This is a genomic window from Corallococcus sp. AB038B (assembly GCF_003668955.1).
In the GTDB taxonomy this organism is placed as follows: Bacteria; Myxococcota; Myxococcia; order Myxococcales; family Myxococcaceae; genus Corallococcus; species Corallococcus exiguus.
Window position 1 is genome coordinate 243,794 of sequence record NZ_RAWO01000012.1, and the last position, 15,878, is coordinate 259,671.

General features: G+C 68.3%; 17 protein-coding genes. 4 read left to right on the plus strand and 13 right to left on the minus strand.

The window, feature by feature from the left end; genetic code table 11:
* Position 1: 1 nt before the first annotated feature.
* Both D7Y04_RS34235 and D7Y04_RS34240 read right to left on the minus strand, forming a co-directional pair.
* Positions 2-511 (minus strand): O-acetyl-ADP-ribose deacetylase, encoded by a 510-nt coding sequence (locus D7Y04_RS34235; protein WP_121762020.1) that lies wholly within the window; start codon positions 509-511, stop codon positions 2-4.
* Positions 508-1,125 (minus strand): DUF4230 domain-containing protein, encoded by a 618-nt coding sequence (locus tag D7Y04_RS34240; RefSeq protein ID WP_120597058.1) that lies wholly within the window; start codon positions 1,123-1,125, stop codon positions 508-510. Before D7Y04_RS34240 ends, D7Y04_RS34235 begins: the two co-directional genes overlap by 4 nt.
* A 47-nt stretch (positions 1,126-1,172) precedes the next feature.
* On the opposite strand from D7Y04_RS34240, the gene D7Y04_RS34245 reads away from it, so the two are divergent.
* The gene (locus tag D7Y04_RS34245; protein WP_233601709.1) at positions 1,173-1,823 is read left to right on the plus strand and encodes a 2OG-Fe(II) oxygenase; all 651 of its coding nucleotides are present in this window, start codon (positions 1,173-1,175) and stop codon (positions 1,821-1,823) included.
* A 3-nt stretch (positions 1,824-1,826) separates the two neighbouring features.
* Here D7Y04_RS34245 and D7Y04_RS34250 read toward each other — a convergent pair whose 3' ends face one another.
* Together D7Y04_RS34250 and D7Y04_RS34255 are read right to left on the minus strand one after the other, a co-directional pair.
* Positions 1,827-2,402, minus strand: coding sequence for a hypothetical protein (locus D7Y04_RS34250; protein WP_121762022.1), 576 nt, complete (start codon positions 2,400-2,402; stop codon positions 1,827-1,829).
* A gap of 14 nt (positions 2,403-2,416) precedes the next feature.
* Positions 2,417-2,959, minus strand: a complete 543-nt coding sequence (locus D7Y04_RS34255; RefSeq protein WP_147477253.1) for a hypothetical protein — start codon at positions 2,957-2,959, stop codon at positions 2,417-2,419.
* Positions 2,960-3,213: 254 nt separating this feature from the next.
* On the opposite strand from D7Y04_RS34255, the gene D7Y04_RS34260 reads away from it, so the two are divergent.
* Positions 3,214-3,918 carry a hypothetical protein gene (locus D7Y04_RS34260; protein ID WP_120597055.1) on the plus strand — a complete coding sequence of 235 codons (705 nt, stop codon included), beginning with the start codon at positions 3,214-3,216 and terminating at the stop codon, positions 3,916-3,918.
* 75 nt (positions 3,919-3,993) lie between these two features.
* On the opposite strand, the gene D7Y04_RS34265 is transcribed toward D7Y04_RS34260, so the two are convergent.
* Positions 3,994-5,505, minus strand: coding sequence for a hypothetical protein (locus D7Y04_RS34265; protein WP_120597054.1), 1,512 nt, complete (start codon positions 5,503-5,505; stop codon positions 3,994-3,996).
* A gap of 172 nt (positions 5,506-5,677) precedes the next feature.
* Between D7Y04_RS34265 and D7Y04_RS34275 the strand changes: the two genes are divergently transcribed.
* Positions 5,678-6,424, plus strand: a complete 747-nt coding sequence (locus tag D7Y04_RS34275) for a hypothetical protein (RefSeq protein ID WP_147477254.1) — start codon at positions 5,678-5,680, stop codon at positions 6,422-6,424.
* A gap of 13 nt (positions 6,425-6,437) precedes the next feature.
* Here D7Y04_RS34275 and D7Y04_RS34280 read toward each other — a convergent pair whose 3' ends face one another.
* Genes D7Y04_RS34280 through D7Y04_RS34290 form a run of 3 tightly spaced genes read right to left on the minus strand, consistent with a single transcriptional unit; the run spans position 6,438 to position 9,601 of the window.
* Positions 6,438-6,797, minus strand: coding sequence for a DUF2019 domain-containing protein (locus tag D7Y04_RS34280; RefSeq protein WP_199749779.1), 360 nt, complete (start codon positions 6,795-6,797; stop codon positions 6,438-6,440).
* Positions 6,798-6,847: 50 nt separating this feature from the next.
* On the minus strand, positions 6,848-7,759 hold the full coding sequence (locus tag D7Y04_RS34285) for a DUF2381 family protein (RefSeq protein ID WP_121762027.1): 912 nt from the start codon (positions 7,757-7,759) through the stop codon (positions 6,848-6,850).
* Positions 7,760-7,786: 27 nt separating this feature from the next.
* Entirely contained in the window at positions 7,787-9,601 is a 1,815-nt protein-coding gene (locus D7Y04_RS34290; RefSeq protein WP_121762028.1) for a serine/threonine-protein kinase, read from the minus strand.
* 98 nt (positions 9,602-9,699) lie between these two features.
* Between D7Y04_RS34290 and D7Y04_RS34295 the strand changes: the two genes are divergently transcribed.
* Positions 9,700-10,065 (plus strand): helix-turn-helix domain-containing protein, encoded by a 366-nt coding sequence (locus D7Y04_RS34295; protein ID WP_121762029.1) that lies wholly within the window; start codon positions 9,700-9,702, stop codon positions 10,063-10,065.
* Between the two features lie 4 nt (positions 10,066-10,069).
* On the opposite strand, the gene D7Y04_RS34300 is transcribed toward D7Y04_RS34295, so the two are convergent.
* The 5 genes from D7Y04_RS34300 to D7Y04_RS34320 form a co-directional block, all read right to left on the minus strand.
* Positions 10,070-11,290 (minus strand): serine/threonine-protein kinase, encoded by a 1,221-nt coding sequence (locus D7Y04_RS34300; RefSeq protein ID WP_233601710.1) that lies wholly within the window; start codon positions 11,288-11,290, stop codon positions 10,070-10,072.
* A gap of 73 nt (positions 11,291-11,363) precedes the next feature.
* Positions 11,364-11,717: a DUF2019 domain-containing protein gene (locus tag D7Y04_RS34305; protein ID WP_121762030.1), complete on the minus strand. Its 354-nt coding sequence runs from the start codon at positions 11,715-11,717 to the stop codon at positions 11,364-11,366.
* A gap of 4 nt (positions 11,718-11,721) precedes the next feature.
* Positions 11,722-12,072 carry a DUF2019 domain-containing protein gene (locus D7Y04_RS34310; RefSeq protein ID WP_120597046.1) on the minus strand — a complete coding sequence of 117 codons (351 nt, stop codon included), beginning with the start codon at positions 12,070-12,072 and terminating at the stop codon, positions 11,722-11,724.
* Positions 12,069-13,577 (minus strand): hypothetical protein, encoded by a 1,509-nt coding sequence (locus D7Y04_RS34315; RefSeq protein ID WP_147454639.1) that lies wholly within the window; start codon positions 13,575-13,577, stop codon positions 12,069-12,071. The genes D7Y04_RS34310 and D7Y04_RS34315 overlap by 4 nt, the downstream gene beginning before the upstream one ends.
* Positions 13,578-13,680: 103 nt before the next feature.
* Positions 13,681-15,792 (minus strand): S8 family serine peptidase, encoded by a 2,112-nt coding sequence (locus D7Y04_RS34320; RefSeq protein WP_147477255.1) that lies wholly within the window; start codon positions 15,790-15,792, stop codon positions 13,681-13,683.
* Positions 15,793-15,878 lie beyond the last annotated feature (86 nt).

The following is a 15,878-nucleotide window of genomic DNA, read 5'->3' on the forward strand; positions in this document are numbered from 1 at the left end:
CCTACGCGCCGAGCGCTCGCTGATACGCCTTCAAGTCCTGCTCGCTGAAGAGGACCACGGTGACGCGCTCCAGCTCCGGCCGCCGCGCCAGGGCCGCGCGGATCTCCCGCAGGGCGATGGGCGCGGCCCGTTCAATGGGGAAGCCGTAGGCGCCCGTGGAGATGGCGGGGAACGCCACCGTGCGCAGCCCGTGCTGCTCCATCAGCGCGAACGTGCTCCGGTAGCACGAGGCCAGCAGCGCGTCCTCGTCGCGGTCCCCGCCCCACCACGAGGGGCCCACCGCGTGGATGACGTGGGCCGCGGGCAGCCGGTAGCCCTTCGTGATGCGAGCCTCTCCGGTGGGACAGCGGCCCACGGTGCGGCACTCCGCGACCAGCTCCGGCCCCGCCGCGCGGTGGATGGCACCGTCCACGCCGCCGCCACCCGACAGACCGGAGTTCGCTGCGTTCACGATCGCATCCGCCGTGATGCGCGTGATGTCTCCCTGAATCAGCTCCAACCGTTCCGTCATCCCGCGCTCCCCACCGGCAATGTCTCCACGAACCGCACCTCACGGAAGCCCAGCGTGAGCAGCAGCCCTCGCAGCGAGCGCTCCGCGGACTGACGGGCCTTCTCCTGGAGGCGCCGGTCCTGCCGCACCTCTTTCTCAAACGCCAGACGCGCCTTCTCCAGCAGCTGTGCCGTCTGCGCGCTGTCCAGGTTGGAGTCGATGATCTCCGTCTCCCCGGGCCGCAGGGCCACCGTCACCTGCATCGGCGGCAGGAGCACGTCCACGCGCGTGCCCACGGCGCGCAGGTGGCTTGAATCGAAGCGCTGGAAGTCGAACCCCAGGTGCGCGTCCGCGAACACGATGGCGCGGCCGTGCGGGTTCTGGAGCGTGTAGCTGGCCCAGAGCAGCACGTCCTTCCACAGCGCGTCCGTGGCCTGCGGCTCCGGCGTGAACGTGACCTTCTTGTAGAGGGACACGTCCAGCGTCTCCAGCCGGGCCACCTCCCGCATCTGCTCCACCACCGCCGCCGTGTCCGGCAGCCGGGGAGACGCGGGACGCAGCAGCACCCAGGCGACCAGCGCGCCGAGCGCGACGGCGGCGAGGAGGGACAGTGCTCGTGAGACGTTCTTCGCCATGGGCGGGAAGTCTACCCGCTTCCGGAACGGGGGCGTCCTGGGGCAGCGTGCGGACGCGGGCTTCCGGACAGGCGCTCGCGAAGGAGAGGCACACGGTGGAGCTGACGGACGCGGAGGTGGAGGCCCTGGGCTCACAGGGGTACTTCGTGCGGGACGGCTTCCTCGGTGAGGCGCGGGCGCTGGAGGTGCGGGCCGCGGCGCTCGCGCGCGTGGAGGCCGGGACGCTGAAGCCCGCGGGCATCCGGCGCGGCGCGGACCATGCGCTCGATACGTCCGTGCGCGGCGACCACATCGAATGGGTGCTGCCCGGCGCCGCCCCCGAGCTCGAAGCCCTGTGGCTTCGCTTCCAGTCGCTGGGAGAGGCCGTGTCCTCGGGTGCGTACCTGGGGCTGGGGCGCTTCGATTTGCAGCTCGCCTGCTACCCCGGCGGCGGTGCGCACTACGCCCGCCACCGCGACGCGTTCCCGGGCCAGTTCAATCGCCGGCTCACCGCCATCTGGTACGCGAACGCCGATTGGAAGCCGGAGCACGGCGGCGTGCTGCGCCTGTTCCCGGCGGACACCGGTGCCCCCGTGGAGGTGGCGCCGGTACTGGACCGCCTGGTGGTGTTCCTGAGTGAGCAACTGGAGCACGAGGTGCTGCCCGCCCATGCGACCCGCCTGGCCCTCACCGCGTGGTTCTACGGCCGGGGCACCTGAGGGCTACAAATCCTCCGCGCGTCCAATTCCGTGAAGGGTGATGCAGACGTCGGTGGTGACGTCATGTTCGACGAGCAGCGCGTCGATGGTGGCGATGGTGACGTCCGCGTCCTTCCAGTCCAGGATGGGCACGCAGTAGTTCCACATCGCGCGGCCGTCCTTCCGCGCCTTGTCCACGGGCGCGTCCCACAGCCCGTGCTCATGATGGACGCCCTGGGCGCTCAGCCGGGCGAAGAGGATGTCCAGCCAGGCCAGGCCGTTGAGCTCCACGCAGTCCCCAGGGGGTGTGTCGCCGGCCCGCCGGCACAGGGGTTGGCCGGGCTCGTCCATGACGAGCCGCTTGCTCCTACCCCGCCCGTGGATCCGGAAGTACGTCTCGGACGAGGAGAGCAGCAGACGGTTCGGATCCTCGAGCTCCTCGACGCGCGGGCCGGTGTCGGCGTTGAGGGGCGTCTTCATCTGCGTCCTCGACCCCAGCGGACCCTTCGCCGGATCCGTGTTCATCGAGGACGCCGTGGCGCACCCCATGAGGGAGCCCAACGCGATGGCTGTGGTGATGGACCGCGCTGCGCTCCCCATGGATGGCTCCTGCTCTAACCCGCGTCGAACGCGCTGCCCGCGTCGTAGATCGGCCCCGCATCGTAGGACGGACCCGGGCCCGCGTCGTAGCCCGCGTCCTGGGACGGGCCGGTGCCCTCCAGCGAGCCGATGATGTAGATGTCGCCCGTTCCCCCGCCGGGGCAGTTCCGCGGATGGCGCCTCATCTGGAGCTGCGCGTACGCCACGGAGCCGGGGTACACGTCCACGAAAGTGGTGCCGGCGTACACCTCCAGCCCCGCCTGGTTGTAGGCCCTCACGTCCACCATTCGCCCGGGCCCGGAGGGGATGTTGCTCAGTTGGCCCTCGATGTAGCCATTCCCCACGTACAGGGACTGGGGGGGCGAGGGCGGAAGGTCCGACGCGGACACGGTTGCCTCGGCCGAAGTGACGCCGCACGCGTCGCCCGCGAGCGAGATGCGCATCTTCACGGACTCGGTGCCCTGGAGCTCCTCGAAGTCCTCGGTGCCGGCGCCGCAGGCCGCGATCATCAGCGCGCAGCTCGTCCCCAGCACGAATCCCCATCCGGTTCGCTTCATGTCGTCCCTCTCCCTGGTGGCGCGTCGTTCGCGCGACCTTGAGACACGCACCCCGTCCGGGTTGGGACATGCCCCATGACGAAAGTGCCGGACGGCAACGGCGCGGAGAGGAAATGGGGCCCAGCCTGCCTGCTCCTCGGCCGGCCCGGTCGCGGGCGGATTCCAGAGGCAACGGCGGCGTCCGTGGCACCTGTCGGGTGACGGGGGCGTGTCTAGGTTCTTCCCCAGTCATCTTTGGACGGGGGATCGAGAACATGTTCCAGAACAGGACGAAGCGTCACTGGGTGGTGGGACTGGCGTTGGGGGCGTCCATGACGTTCCTCGCTGGCTGCGGCAGCTCGAAGGCCGCGCGAGTGGACGACGCGATGATGGCGCGTGTCCCCGAGGACCAGCTGGGCGCGGTGCGTGAGGCACAGCTGGCCCGCACCAAGGCCGCCGACAACGTGACGCGCGCCGAGGTGGCGGTGCGTGACGCCGAGCGCGCCTCGGAAGTGGCCCGCCGCAATGGCGACGCCGCCAAGAGCCGCATGGAGGCGGAGAAGGCCGCCGTGAAGGCCGCCGAGGCCACCGGCCAGCAGAGCCCCATCGCGGCGGCGAAGATCCGGCTCCAGGGCGCCGATGCGGGGCGTGTCGCCGCGGACGCCGAGGTGGCCTGGCACGACCGCAAGACGGACACCGCCAAGGCGGAGAAGGACCTGCGCGCCGCGGAGCTGAAGGTGGCGGACTCGGAGCTCAACCTGGCCCAGTTCAAGGCGCTGGAGCGCAGCGGGGACGTGCGCGCCAAGAACATGTCCGAGGCGAACTTCATGTCCGTCGTCGCGGAGACCAAGCGCGAGGTGGAGGACGCCCGCCGCCGCGTGGACGAGCAGAAGCGCGTGGAGCAGGACGCCCGCGCCGAGTGGCAGCGGCTGCGCTCGGAGGCCCCGCAGGGCTACGGCGGCAGCGGCACCGCGGACTGACGCTCCTGCGTGAAGCACGGAAGGGAGGGCCCCGGGCACTCGTGAGGGTGCCAGGGGCCTGTCCCGTGCGTGGGGCTACTCCACCTTCAGGGTGGCGGCGCCCTTCAGGTCGCGCTGCAGCGTGAGCCAGAGCGCCTTGCCCTCCGCATCCACGGACGCGAAGTAGTCCGTGTCCGCGGTGAGCGTCTTGCCGTCCAGGGTGACCGTCGTCGGCGCCGTGGCGGCGGTGTATCCGTGCACCACCACCATGGGGCGCGCGAGCGTGCGCCCCGCGGTGTCGAACGCCAGCGTCACGCGGTTGGAGGCGGCGTCCGCTTCCCACGTGGCGTAGACGGGGTTGTATCCGGCGACGTCGTAGGTGACGGAGTCGGTCCGGCCCACGCCGCCCGGGCCGCGCGTGCGCACGGTGCCCTCGGAGGCGGTGAGCTTCACGCCCTGCCAGGCCTCCACCTCCGACACGAGCGACAGCACGGGGCTGGCCGTGTGCGTGCCCAGCACCATGAAGACGGAATAGCTCTGGTAGGGATGGCCGGAGAGCATCACACCGTCATCACCCAGGCGCGGGTACTGCGACAGGCCCACCGCGCCGAAGTTGCTGCCCCACGCGAGCCGGTGGGAGTTGGTGACGGAGGGCAGCTCGTACTGGTTGAGCTGATAGGGCCAGTTGTAGTCCACGGGCATGGGGCCGTTGGCGTGGCGCGTGCCCCACTCCGGATACAGCCAGTAGCCGCCCGCGGGCTTCTGCTCCCACGTCTGGGTCTGCACCGCGCCCATCTCCGCGTCCGGCGCGGCGGTCCACATGCGCGTGTAGGGGACGACGTTGGGTTCGCGGTAGTCCCAACCGGTGTTCATCGTCACGGGGGAGGACAGCGTGACGAAGCGATATTTGTCGCCCCAGCCCAGGCCGGCGATGTCCGTGCTGGCGTTGCCGTCGAAGGCGAGGTCGCCGTAGGGCGAGCGCACGTCGGCTTCAATCTGGTTCGCGGGGAATCCGGACGCGTCGTGGGTGATGGCATACAGCGGGTGGTCCCGGCCGGTGGCGAACAGGTACTGCACGGTCACCTGCACCACGCGGCCGTCCAGCGACAGCGGCCACTTCAGTTCGTGCAGCGCGTGGTGCGCGCCCTTGAAGACGAAGCGGCCGGAGCCGCGCACGTCCTGCGTCCAGGCGCCCCACGTCTGGCCATCTTTCAGGTGACTGGTCACCATGCCCCAACCGGGAACCTGGGAACTCTGGCCGTCGCAGGTGCGCTCGGCGCCCGCGACCTCGTAGGTGTAGCGGCGGATGTAGCCGCCGTTCCAGCCCGCGGGATCCGCCGCGTCGTTGCGCACGAGCGACACGGAGCGCACGTGACAGTCGCGGTCGCGCCAGACGTAGCGGTCGGTCTTGAAGCCGCTCAGGTCCCGGGCGCACTGCAACCGCAGGGGCGCGCACGTCCCGCTGGCCGGGTCGATGGAGTTGCTCTCCTCGCAGGGGTCGGTGACGGGGTTGGGGTTCTCATCACCGGGGCGCACGTCCTTGCCACCACAGGCGGTAAGGCTCAGGGCCAGCAGGGCCACGGTGTGTCGAGCAGAGGGGAGGGTCATGGTTGATCTCGAAGAAGTGGGAGCGCAGGCTTGCCACCCTCACGCACGGTGATGCAAGCCCCCACGCGGAGCGCCAGCGCATTGTGTTGTTCCCGAAGCGAGCGAGCAGCCGAGCGATGGCGGGCACGGCGGAGAGGCCCCGGGGCACGAGGGCCGTGTCCACCGTACGGGCATGGCGAACGGACGGTGGCTCGTCTCGGTGGGACTCCTGGGCCTCTTCTCAGTGCCGGCGATGGCGGCGGAAGGGGTGCAGGGGCGGGTGCAGGAGTTCTTCCTTGGAGACGGAGCGCCACCGCAGCAGCGGGGACAGGTGGAGCTGGGCACGGGGCTGGAGTGGACGCGTCAGGACGATGAGACGCGCTTCGAGCTGCCGGTGCGCGGCGAGTACGGCCTGAGTGACCGCGTGCAGGTGGAAGCGAAGGTGGCGCTGACGACGCCGGAGGATCCGCGCGGGTTGGATACAGCGGAGGCGGGCATCGGACTGGCGCTGATCAATGACAGTCGGCGGGGCTTTACGCTGAGCGTGGGCATGGACCTGGAGGCCACGCGCGACATGACGGACGACCGGTTCCGCCCGGGCTTCGCGCCGTACCTGCTGGCGTATCAGGACGTGGGGCCGGTGGGCTTCAACCTCCAACTGAAGGCGGAGGAGCTGCCTGGGGTGCGCGGTCTGGGGAACGAGCTGCATCCGGACTTCGCGGCCGGAGCGGTGCTCGCATTGGGGCCACTGCGGCCCATGGTGGAGGCGGGGTGGAGGGACGAGGACGGTACGTCCACCGTGCTCCTGTCACCGGGGCTGCTGGCGCGCCCGCTGAAGTCCCTGGAGTTCGGCGTGGCGGTGCCCTGGAGGTTCCACGCTGGGGGAGCTCGCGACGTGGGCGTGATTGGGATGCTGACGTGGCAGGGCGGTGGGGCGTAGCGGGTGGTTTCGCTCACGTGGGGTCCAGGGACCAGGTCCCTTCTTCCCACCGCTTCAGTGCCTCCCGCGCTTCGAAGGGGATCAGCCCCTTTCCCTTCGCAGCCTCTTCCAACACGGCCTTGGCTTCGGCGGTGCGATAGCGCAAGAGCAGTGCCGCCGCAGCTGTTCGAACATCCATCCGTGGATGGGTGAAGAGAGTTGCGAGCGCGTCCCGGCCGACATCGCCGTGGGTCTTCAGCATTCTGAACGCTGCAATGGATTCATCCGCGTGCTTGTTCGCGGCGTTCGCGTCGCCTCGCCAGATGGCATCGGTTTGCGCCGCCGCATGCTGCGCGAACTTCGCGACGAGCTTCTGAAGGTCTTCCGTCACCATGGTCCGTCTCCAAATGCTCTTCATTGCGCGGAGCCCAAACGCAGCTGTGATTATGGAAACGTCACGTTGCCCAGCGTGATGGTGCGCGGTCCGTCCTCCCAGAGCTTGAGGGAGTACGGTCCCTGGACACCATCATCAGGAGCTTCGGCTTCGACCACGATGCTTCGGGCCTCACCCAGGGGGATGAGCTGTTGCTGCCAGACGCGGAGGACCTTCAACTCCGCTCCGGTCTTGCCCCGGAGCGTTGCTCCCTTCGTGCTCCAGGGGCGTGCGCCTGCCTTCGTCGCCAACTGGACGACCACGGCAACAGCCCCCTTGGTGCGGTAGGTCGTGACGAGGATGGCCGCCAGAGCATCGTCATGAGACGGATGGATGTCCTTGGTCACGGTCCGTGCGGTCACACCATTCTTATCAAGGGCCTGGGTGGCGAGCAGACCCGTCAGCCCGCTGGGGGCCTCATGTTCGGCCACCAGCCGGGAGTTCTCTTCCTGGCATCGCGCCAGCTCCGCGCGAACCTCTTGGACCTCCTGCTGATAGGTCTCGAGCGTTCGTGTCCCGCGATAGACTTCGACGAGGGGCTCCGCCTTCGCGGGATGCACCCGCAGGAGAAAGGTCGCGCTCACCGGTGCCGCACCGTCCTTGAAGCGCACGACCAGCCGGAAACGCTCGCCTGGAACCACGCGCGAGGACGGAATCAAGCGGAGCGTGGCCTGCCCCATGTCCACCAGGGAGAAGCGCTCCCTTCCCTCCAGCTCCATTCCGTCCCGCCTCAGGTCCGAATCGAAATAGAAGCCCGTGGAGAGGCCCGCGCTGATCATGATTTCGGAGGTGGAAGGACTCTCGTCTGGACTCAGTTCGATGCGGCGTGCGCCCGGGCCGGAGGCCAGGACCTCGGACTGCGCGAACGCCGCCGCACTTGTGAACAGGAGTCCCAGGAGTACGACGGTGGATGAAGAGGGCACTCGGCGGTTTCTCCCAGGCAATCCCTACTACTCGAACTCACGTACCGCCTTCACACCCGCGGTCGTGTAGATGCGGGCACTCGTGGGGGAGTCGTCTCCAGGCTCCCTCGCCATTCCCCGGTCTCCTTCCTCCGAGAGGAGGTCCAGGCACACCGGAAAGCTGTCACCCTTCGGCGTTGTCGCCCACGTCAGGCGCCCATAGACGCGGTCCCTCACGATGAGCCGGCCTGACAGCTCAGTGTTGCTCGGTAGATCATTCCAAGGGCCGACCAGGATCACCTGAGCAGGGCCTTCGTGGACCCGAATGATCTGCGGACTGGAGAAGACGAAGACGGCTCCGTGACTGTCCCCAGTACGGACGCCCCGTTCCTTCATGGCCTTCACTGCCCCCACCGGGCAGGGCTCTGGCGGCGGAGGTGGACGTACCTGCGTACCGGGGCATCCCAGCAACGCAGTGCAGGTGGCCATGCCCGCAGCTCGGGTCATGACGCTCCGGACCTTCTTCGCTGGCTTCGAGGAGGGTGGAAGGGAGGGAGTCTCTGGCATCTGCGTCGTCACGGTGGCGGCAACCTCCTGGAGCGTCGCGGGAAGTGCGACGGCCGCGGCGATGGCCTCTGTCCCGTTGGGAGCCGCAGCCCGGTCAGATTGAGGCGACTTGTCAGTGGGCGCTACTTCCTGACGAAGCGTGACTGCTCCTGAAAGCCCCGCTGCCCCGCGCAGCAGCGTGCCTGCTGTGATCAGAACCAAGGCCGTCACCACCACTACCGCCCACGCGCGCAAGGAATGTCGTGGCTTCGCCGTCGTCTCCGGCGGCGTGGCTCCGGCTGGAGTCGGTGGAGCTTCCGGCGGCGCGCGCCCGCCCCGCCGGGGCCGGTGGCGGGGACGGTTCATCCACTTCTCGACGCTGTCCAGCTCGCTCTCCGTCGTCGCGGTGTCCTCACCGAACGCGTCGCACAGGGGCACGTCCCACGTCGCGTCCGCGCCTCGCAGGGCCTCCTCCAGCGCGGTCACGACGGCGAGGGCGCTCGGTGTGCGCGCTTCGGGCGTCTTCTCCAGCAGCCGCAGGCACACGTCGCTCAACGCACGCGGCACACGCTCGTTCACTTCATGTGGTGGCACGGGCGTCTGCGTGAGCACAGCCTCGATGAAGTCCGCGTCGTCCTCGCCATCGAAAGGCCTGCGCCCCGTCAGCAGCCAGTAGAGGACCACTCCCAGCGCCCAGAGGTCATCCGCCGCACCCGCCTCGTAGCGGGCCCCGAGCACCCGGGCATACTGCCGGAAGTACCTCCACGCTTCGGGCGCGCGGTAGTCCGGCGTCCCGGGCGGGAGGATGTCCACCGTCAGATCACGCGCGCCGGTGTAGTCGCCAATGCCGAAGTCCACCAGCTTGGCCGGGCCGTCCGAGGCGCGCACCATGATGTTGGCCTCCTTCACGTCCCGGTGCAGCACCCCCTCCGCATGCGTCGCGGCGAGCGCGCGCGCCACGTCCACCAACACCCGCGTCACCCGGCGCGCGGAGGGATTCTCCTCGTCGGCCCAGAGGTCCAACCTGCGTCCGTCCACGTACTCCATCACGATGATCGCGAAGCGCGGCTCGCGTGGGGGCCACAGCCCGTAACCCTGGAGGGCCACGACGTGGGGATGGTGAAGCTTCAGGAGGATGGAGACCTCCCGTTCCACCCGCTCGCCGGCACGTGGCAGGTACAACAGCTTCAGGGCGAACGGCTGTCCCGCGTTGCGCGCGAGATACACCGTGCCGAAGCCGCCCTGTCCCAGCTGGCGCTCCACCGTGTAGCCCAGCACCTCCGCCCCGGGTGCCAGGATGGCGGGGGGTGGCCTCATGGCGTCCTCATTCCAGGTTCATGTGTCTCGCGCATGCGGCCTCCTCGCGAAGGCCCGAGGGGCCCCAGCGCATATCTCGGATACGCTGCGCGCCCTCCATGAATGAAGAACTCGGCATCACCATTGGCACGGCGGCACGCGCCGCCCGCGAGCATCTGGGACTGACGCAGGCCGAAGTCGCCGAGCGCATTGGACTGGTACACCCCGTCTACAGCCGCCTGGAGCGCGGCAAGATGTTGCCCAGCGTCCCGTCCCTCTATCGCCTCTGCCAGGAGCTGCGCGTCTCCCCTGAAACGCTGTTGGGCCTGACCTCGGCGGGCGAGGTGCGTAAGGGGTCGAAGAAGCCGTCGCCCCGGGAAGACGGCGACGCGCCGGACCTGCGGCGCCTGCTGCATCTCGCGCGCAAGCTGGACGCGGAGAAACTGGACGCACTCCTCCATGTCGCCTCGGCCCTGGCGCGTTGAGGCGCTACTCCTCCGCAGGGCCTTCCTCTTCCATGCCTTCCTCGAAGAGGCCGCCCTCGCCAAACTCCACCACGTCCCGGAGCACGCGGCCCTCCGCCAGCAACCGCGCGACTTCATCCGCGGCCTCCTGGCGCCCGTAACCCGGGTGCCGTCTGGCCAGGGCCGAGCGAAGGGCGTCGCGCAGGTCCGCCGCGGTGGCGAACCGTTCTTCAGGCTCGGAGCGCAGGGCCTTGTGCAGCAGTTGCTTCACATCCGGTGAGAGCTGTCCCACCGCCACCTCGACCTCCGTCGGTCCGAAGCAGGCCAGCAACACCCGCATCTGCGTCAGTGGCAGGGAAGGGAGGAATTCGACCTGCAACGGGCGCAGTCCCTCGGGCCGCCGGGGCACGTCCTGCACGTCGAAGAGATGCTTGCTGGTGAAGAGCTCCACCAGCAATACGCCCAGGCTGAAGACGTCCGAGCGTGGCGTCAGTGTCTGCCGCTCCAGGTATTCGGGAGAGGCATAGGCCACGTCACCCCGGACGAGGCTCGCGGGTGACTCCTCGCGTCCGATGACCACCGAATATGCCGCTCCGAAGTTCACGAGCTTCACCTCGCCGTGCATCCCCACGTAGACGTGCCGGGGATTGACGTCGCGATGGATGATTCCCAGGGGCTTGCCCGCATCATCCGTCAGCGTGTGCGCGTGGTGCAGCGCTTCGGCCAGCTCCGCTCCCACGTAGAGGGCGAAGGACTCGGAGACGGGCTGGCCGCGCGCCACGCTCGCGCTCACCAGTGTCTCCAATGAGGGACCGTCGACGTACTCCATGACCACATGCAGCGAGTCCTGGTGCACCTTGCGGTGGAACACCTGGGCGATGGCGGGGTGACGGAGCCGGAAGGCCAGCAGGATCTCCGCTCCCAGCCGCGTGCGGCGCGGCGTGGTGGAGGGATTTGCCAGCCGCCGCACGAAGCAGAGTCCAGGCAGGTAGGCGCCACGCTCCGGAAAGCGGCGGGCGAGCATCAGCACCTCCCCTGTCTGCATCCGCACCAGTTCGCGAATGGCCTCATAGCGGACGCCATCGATGGTGAAGAGGGGCCAGGGCCGGTGGGGCGTGGGCGGCAGGGGATGACTGAACGGTGCGACCCGGGAGCGCGCCGGATCGCTGTCAGATGGGGGCGTGGGCATGAACTCCTCGGAGGCAGGACTCGGCGCGGCGGCGCCATCCGGGAGTCTGGACGTCATGAACCTTAAAAGTCCATGGCATTTGAACTTTAAAGATTTGAATGGAGGTGGCGTGCGCTTCGCATGGACATGTTCAGTCGGCCGTGAACTTCAGGTTCCCGGCCCGCCACTCGCTGAGCGTCATCTCGGCGTCGAGTCTCACCACGCCCGCGGGGCCCTGGGCCAGCCGCTCCAGCTCCGCCTCCGCGAGCACGGGAGCGAATTCCAGGGCATGGGATGCGGCCCAGAGACGAACGCGAGGATTGTTGTCCAGCAGCAGTCCCGTCAGGGCCGAACGTCCGTCCTCTCCCTGCGCTCGTAGCTCCCGCCACGCGGTGATGAGCCTGGCGTACTGAGTATTGGCAGCCCGGTGCTTGCCTTCGGCGGACGCCTGTCCGTGCAGCTCCGCTGCTTCTACGTAGATTCGAACGAGTGGGTGCTGAGCCATTCTCTCAAGCAGGGTCCAGGGACCAGGTCCCTTCTTCCCATCGCTTCAGCGCCTGCTGCGCCCCAAATGAAAACAGCCCCTTGCCCTTCGCCGCTTCTTCAAGCACCGCCCGAGCCTCCGCGTTTTTATAGCGAAGCAGGCAAGTCGCGGCGGTGGTTCGAACATCTATCCGAGGATGCGTCAGCAGCACCGCCAATGCTTCACGCCCAGGATCCCCAAGGGCACGTAACTGGTCGAATGCCGCGATGTATCGGTCCGCGTGCTTGTTTCCGGTTTTCGCGTCGCCTCTCCCAATGGCGTCCGTTTGAGCGGCCACGTTCTGTGCGAACTCCTCGACCGTCTCTTCGGTTGTCATGGCAAGGTCCCATTCTTTGCATAGTCGACCATCATCAAGCCGAACTCTCTCTGCGCTGCATACGGCTGCGCACTCAACCACTGTCGCACCGTGAGGCTGTTGGATCCTGTCATCTGAAGGCTCTTCGACGAATAGAACGCACTCACCGAGTTATGCAGTGCCTTGTCGAGCGGAATGACGTTCTCCACATTGTGGAGCGCCTGGGGCCCGAAGCGCGCCACGTTCCCGTCGGTTTGCTCCACGACGTGGTGCCACTCCTTCCCATTCCCCGCCGGCCCCATGGCCCGCTTGAATGACTTGAAGGACGAATAGCCCTTTGGCCCGCTCGGTGTCGAACCTCCACCACTTCCATCTCCCGAGCCTGAATCATCGCCTCGCTGGAGGATGATGGCCGCACCGGGAGCGCCGCTCAACACCGCCGCCGTGCGTCCCACGGGGACCGAAATGCGCTCCAGCACCAACGCGCCCTCCGCTGACAGCGACAGCACGGGCACCGTGGCGTCGATACCCGACGCCAGCCCCTTCAGTGTCCGCGTCGTGGCCGAAGTTGCGCCCCAGATGGCGACGACGCTCGTCGTCAGCCGGGCCGTCTCGCGGATCTGCTCGCCGGCCGTCATGTACTGGAACCGCTCCCAGTACTCGGGCGAAGACGCGATGAGGGCTGCGATGCCCGCGGGAAGATTGCGCAGTCCCGCGATGCTGTCCGCGGGGCGGGAGAGGACCTGTCCCAGCGCGTGGTACAGCTCAACGAAGGCGTCCTCCGCGCCATCCAGCGAGCGGTTGACGACATCCGCGTCGTCGTACACCTCGGCCAGCGGCCTTGAGTCCGACGCCCGGAGTTGCGCATCGACCGGACGGAAGACTCCGCCTCTGCCGCTGTAGAAACGTCCCAGCTCGAAGTTGCCCGCGCGGAAGGCGCCGTTCCTCCACGCGATGGGCGCGACCTTCTGCTGGGTGCGCCCATTGAGCGCCCACGCGAGGTATCCATCTGGCCGCAGCACCGCCACCTGCTCGCGGGCGAAGCGCGTCACCCGCCGCGCCAGCTCCTCGCGGGAGACCTCTCCGCGCTCCAACACCTCTCGCAACAGGAACCCCGCCACCATGCGCGGCGGGAAGGTTCCGAGCGTCACCGGCTTCTCCATCAGCCGGCCCAGCACCTCCACTGCGTCGTCTGGCGTGAAGGGATTGCGGCGCAGGGGCAGTTCGTCCACGTCCTCCAGCCCGGCGCGGACCAGCAACTTCTCGAAGGCGTCCACGTCCAGCAGGCCCATCTCCAAGGCCTGCCGCGAGACCTTCCCGGAAGGTGCGAGGATGACCGTCCCCACCGGCATGCGGACAGGTTGACCCCGGTGGAGTCGTTGACTGTCTGGATCCTCGCCGGACTCATCCGATGCATGCGAAGCGTTCTGCCGGAAGGTCCGTGAACTCCCACGTGTGGAGGTCTCTACCCCCGCGCAGCCCACCATCAGCCAGGCCGCGAACAGCGCCACGACAGCCCCGCGCATCGTCTGCCTCCTGGACGTGAGGACACTCCAGCTGCTTCCACCCCGGTCCGGCATGACGGCGGCATCGACAGGATGCCGCCGTCACCCTTCCGGAGGACGCTGCCTATGGCCCCGTCAGGCGGTTCAGCGTGAAGGAGGGCCGGTTCCACGTCCCGCCGGGGAAGCTCACCGCGGAGGATGCCGCCATTCCACTGGGAGTGCCCGCCGAGCCATTGACGGTGAAGGTGCCCGCGGCCGTCAGCGAGGTCGACGTCGTTCCGGTGCAACCCGGGCAGAGGTTCGTGCCGGTGATGTACGACATCGGGAACGACAGAGACGTGGAGGCGCTGCTCACCACGCCCTGCAGCCACACCGGATTGCTGCCCTGATAGACGGTCAGGTTGAGGACCTGGGTGTTGCCTTGCGTGTTGAAGCTGGCACCCCAGCCGGGCTCCGCGCCGTTGTACCAGAGGCCATTCAGGTTCATCACGGAGCTGCCGCTACCGAACGCCAGGAATTGGATGGGCTCGTTGCCGGAGAGCGAACCCAGCGTCCAGTAGAAGCGCCACAGTCCGCTGCTGTAGGTGATGCGCATCGTCCCCACCACGGACAACGTCGCGCTGGAGCCTGTCCAGGTGGTCTTGATCAGATCGCCTCGCCACTCGCCGGGCTCCGCGAAGAGGAAGGCCTGGTACCAGATGGGCACGCCCGCGGACGTGTACGTGTACCAGGTGACGTGGATCTGGTCGGAGGCGAGGTGCTGGATGTCCAGGCCGTTGCCGGAGCGCGCGGGGTTGTACCAGGGGCCCTTGTCCGGGCGGGGCGGGAGGTTGGTGTAGACGGCCGCCGCCGCGTTGATGCGGCCGGTGCCGCAGTTGCTCCCGCAGCCGGAGACCGCCGTCGCGGTGGACTTGATGCGCGCGGTGACCTGCGCGGGCGTCATCGAGGGCTTCTGCGAGAGGATGAGCGCGGCGAGGCCCGCGACGTGCGGAGAGGACATGGAGGTGCCGCTCAGGTAGCGGTGGCAGTAGTCACCCGCCAGCAGCGTGGCCCCCGGCTTGCCAATGGCCCAGGCCGAGACGATCTGGTCCGTGCCGCTGTACGGGTCCCATGTATTGGGGTCGGAGGGGCAGCCAATGCCCTGGCCGTAGAAGCCGGCGCTGGCGGTGCCTCCTGGAGCGATGACGTCGACGCGAGCGCCGCCGCTGCTCCACGTCGCCCGCGCACCGGTCTGCGTGCTGGCGCCCACGGCGATGACGCCGGTGCAGGATGCGGGCGTGATGTTCGCCGTCAGCAGGCCCGCCACACCGTCATTGCCACCGGCGGCGACCACCACCACGCCCTTGCCGACGGCGTAGGTCACCGCGCTCTGGATGTCGGGGTAGTTCGCGCAGGGATAGACGGCCGTGGGGGCGTTGGGGTTGTAGGCCGTCCCGAAGCTCATGTTGATGACGCGCGCGCCGTTGTCCGCCGCGTACCGGATGGCCTCGTCAACCGCGGACAGAAGGACGCCGTTGCTGGCGGTGGAGACCTTGACGGGCATGAGCTGACAGCCCCAGCAGACGCCCGCGCCACCCACGCCGTTGTTCGTGCGCGCCGCGAGGATGCCGGCCACGTGCAAGCCGTGGTGGTAGGTGTTCGTGTCGTAGGGGTCCGCGTCCCCCTGTCCAAAGTCATACCCTGTCGTCCAGGCCCCGCTGAGGTCCGGATGGTCGAGCCTGCCGCTGTCGAGCACGGCGATCTTCACGTTGCCGGTGACACTGTTCCAGGCCGTGGGCAGGTTGATGGCCGGGTAGTTCCACTGCTGTGAGTACAGGGGGTCCGTCGGCGTGGCGAAGAACTCCATGTAGAGGTTCTCGTGCGCGTATTCGACGTCTGGATTCCGCCGCAGCTCCGCGATGGCCTCCAGGGTGCGCGCCTCCTCCTCCTCGATGGAGATGGCGGCGGACCGCGACTCCGCTTCCAGCGACACCAGCACCGCGCCGCTGGAGAGAGGCTGGACGAGCTGGGCACGGAAGCCCCGGACCGGAGGCAGCTCGGCGTCCGTGAGGGCCCTGTCGGAGCCCTTGAACTTCACGATGGCCTGTCCCGGCACGAACCGGCGGGGATTCTTCGACGGCGCGGTCTGCGTGGCGATGGGCGCGGCCGTGGTCGCGACGGGCGCGGCGGGGACCTCAGCGCCGCAGGCATTCAGCAATAGGGATGAAAGCAGGACGGATAGAACAGACTTCTTCACACAACCCCCCAGGTGAAAGGACTGGGTCCAGCAGGCTGCGAGGGGTGAAGATTGTCAATCTATTTTCACTGCTAGTTCTTGTTTTG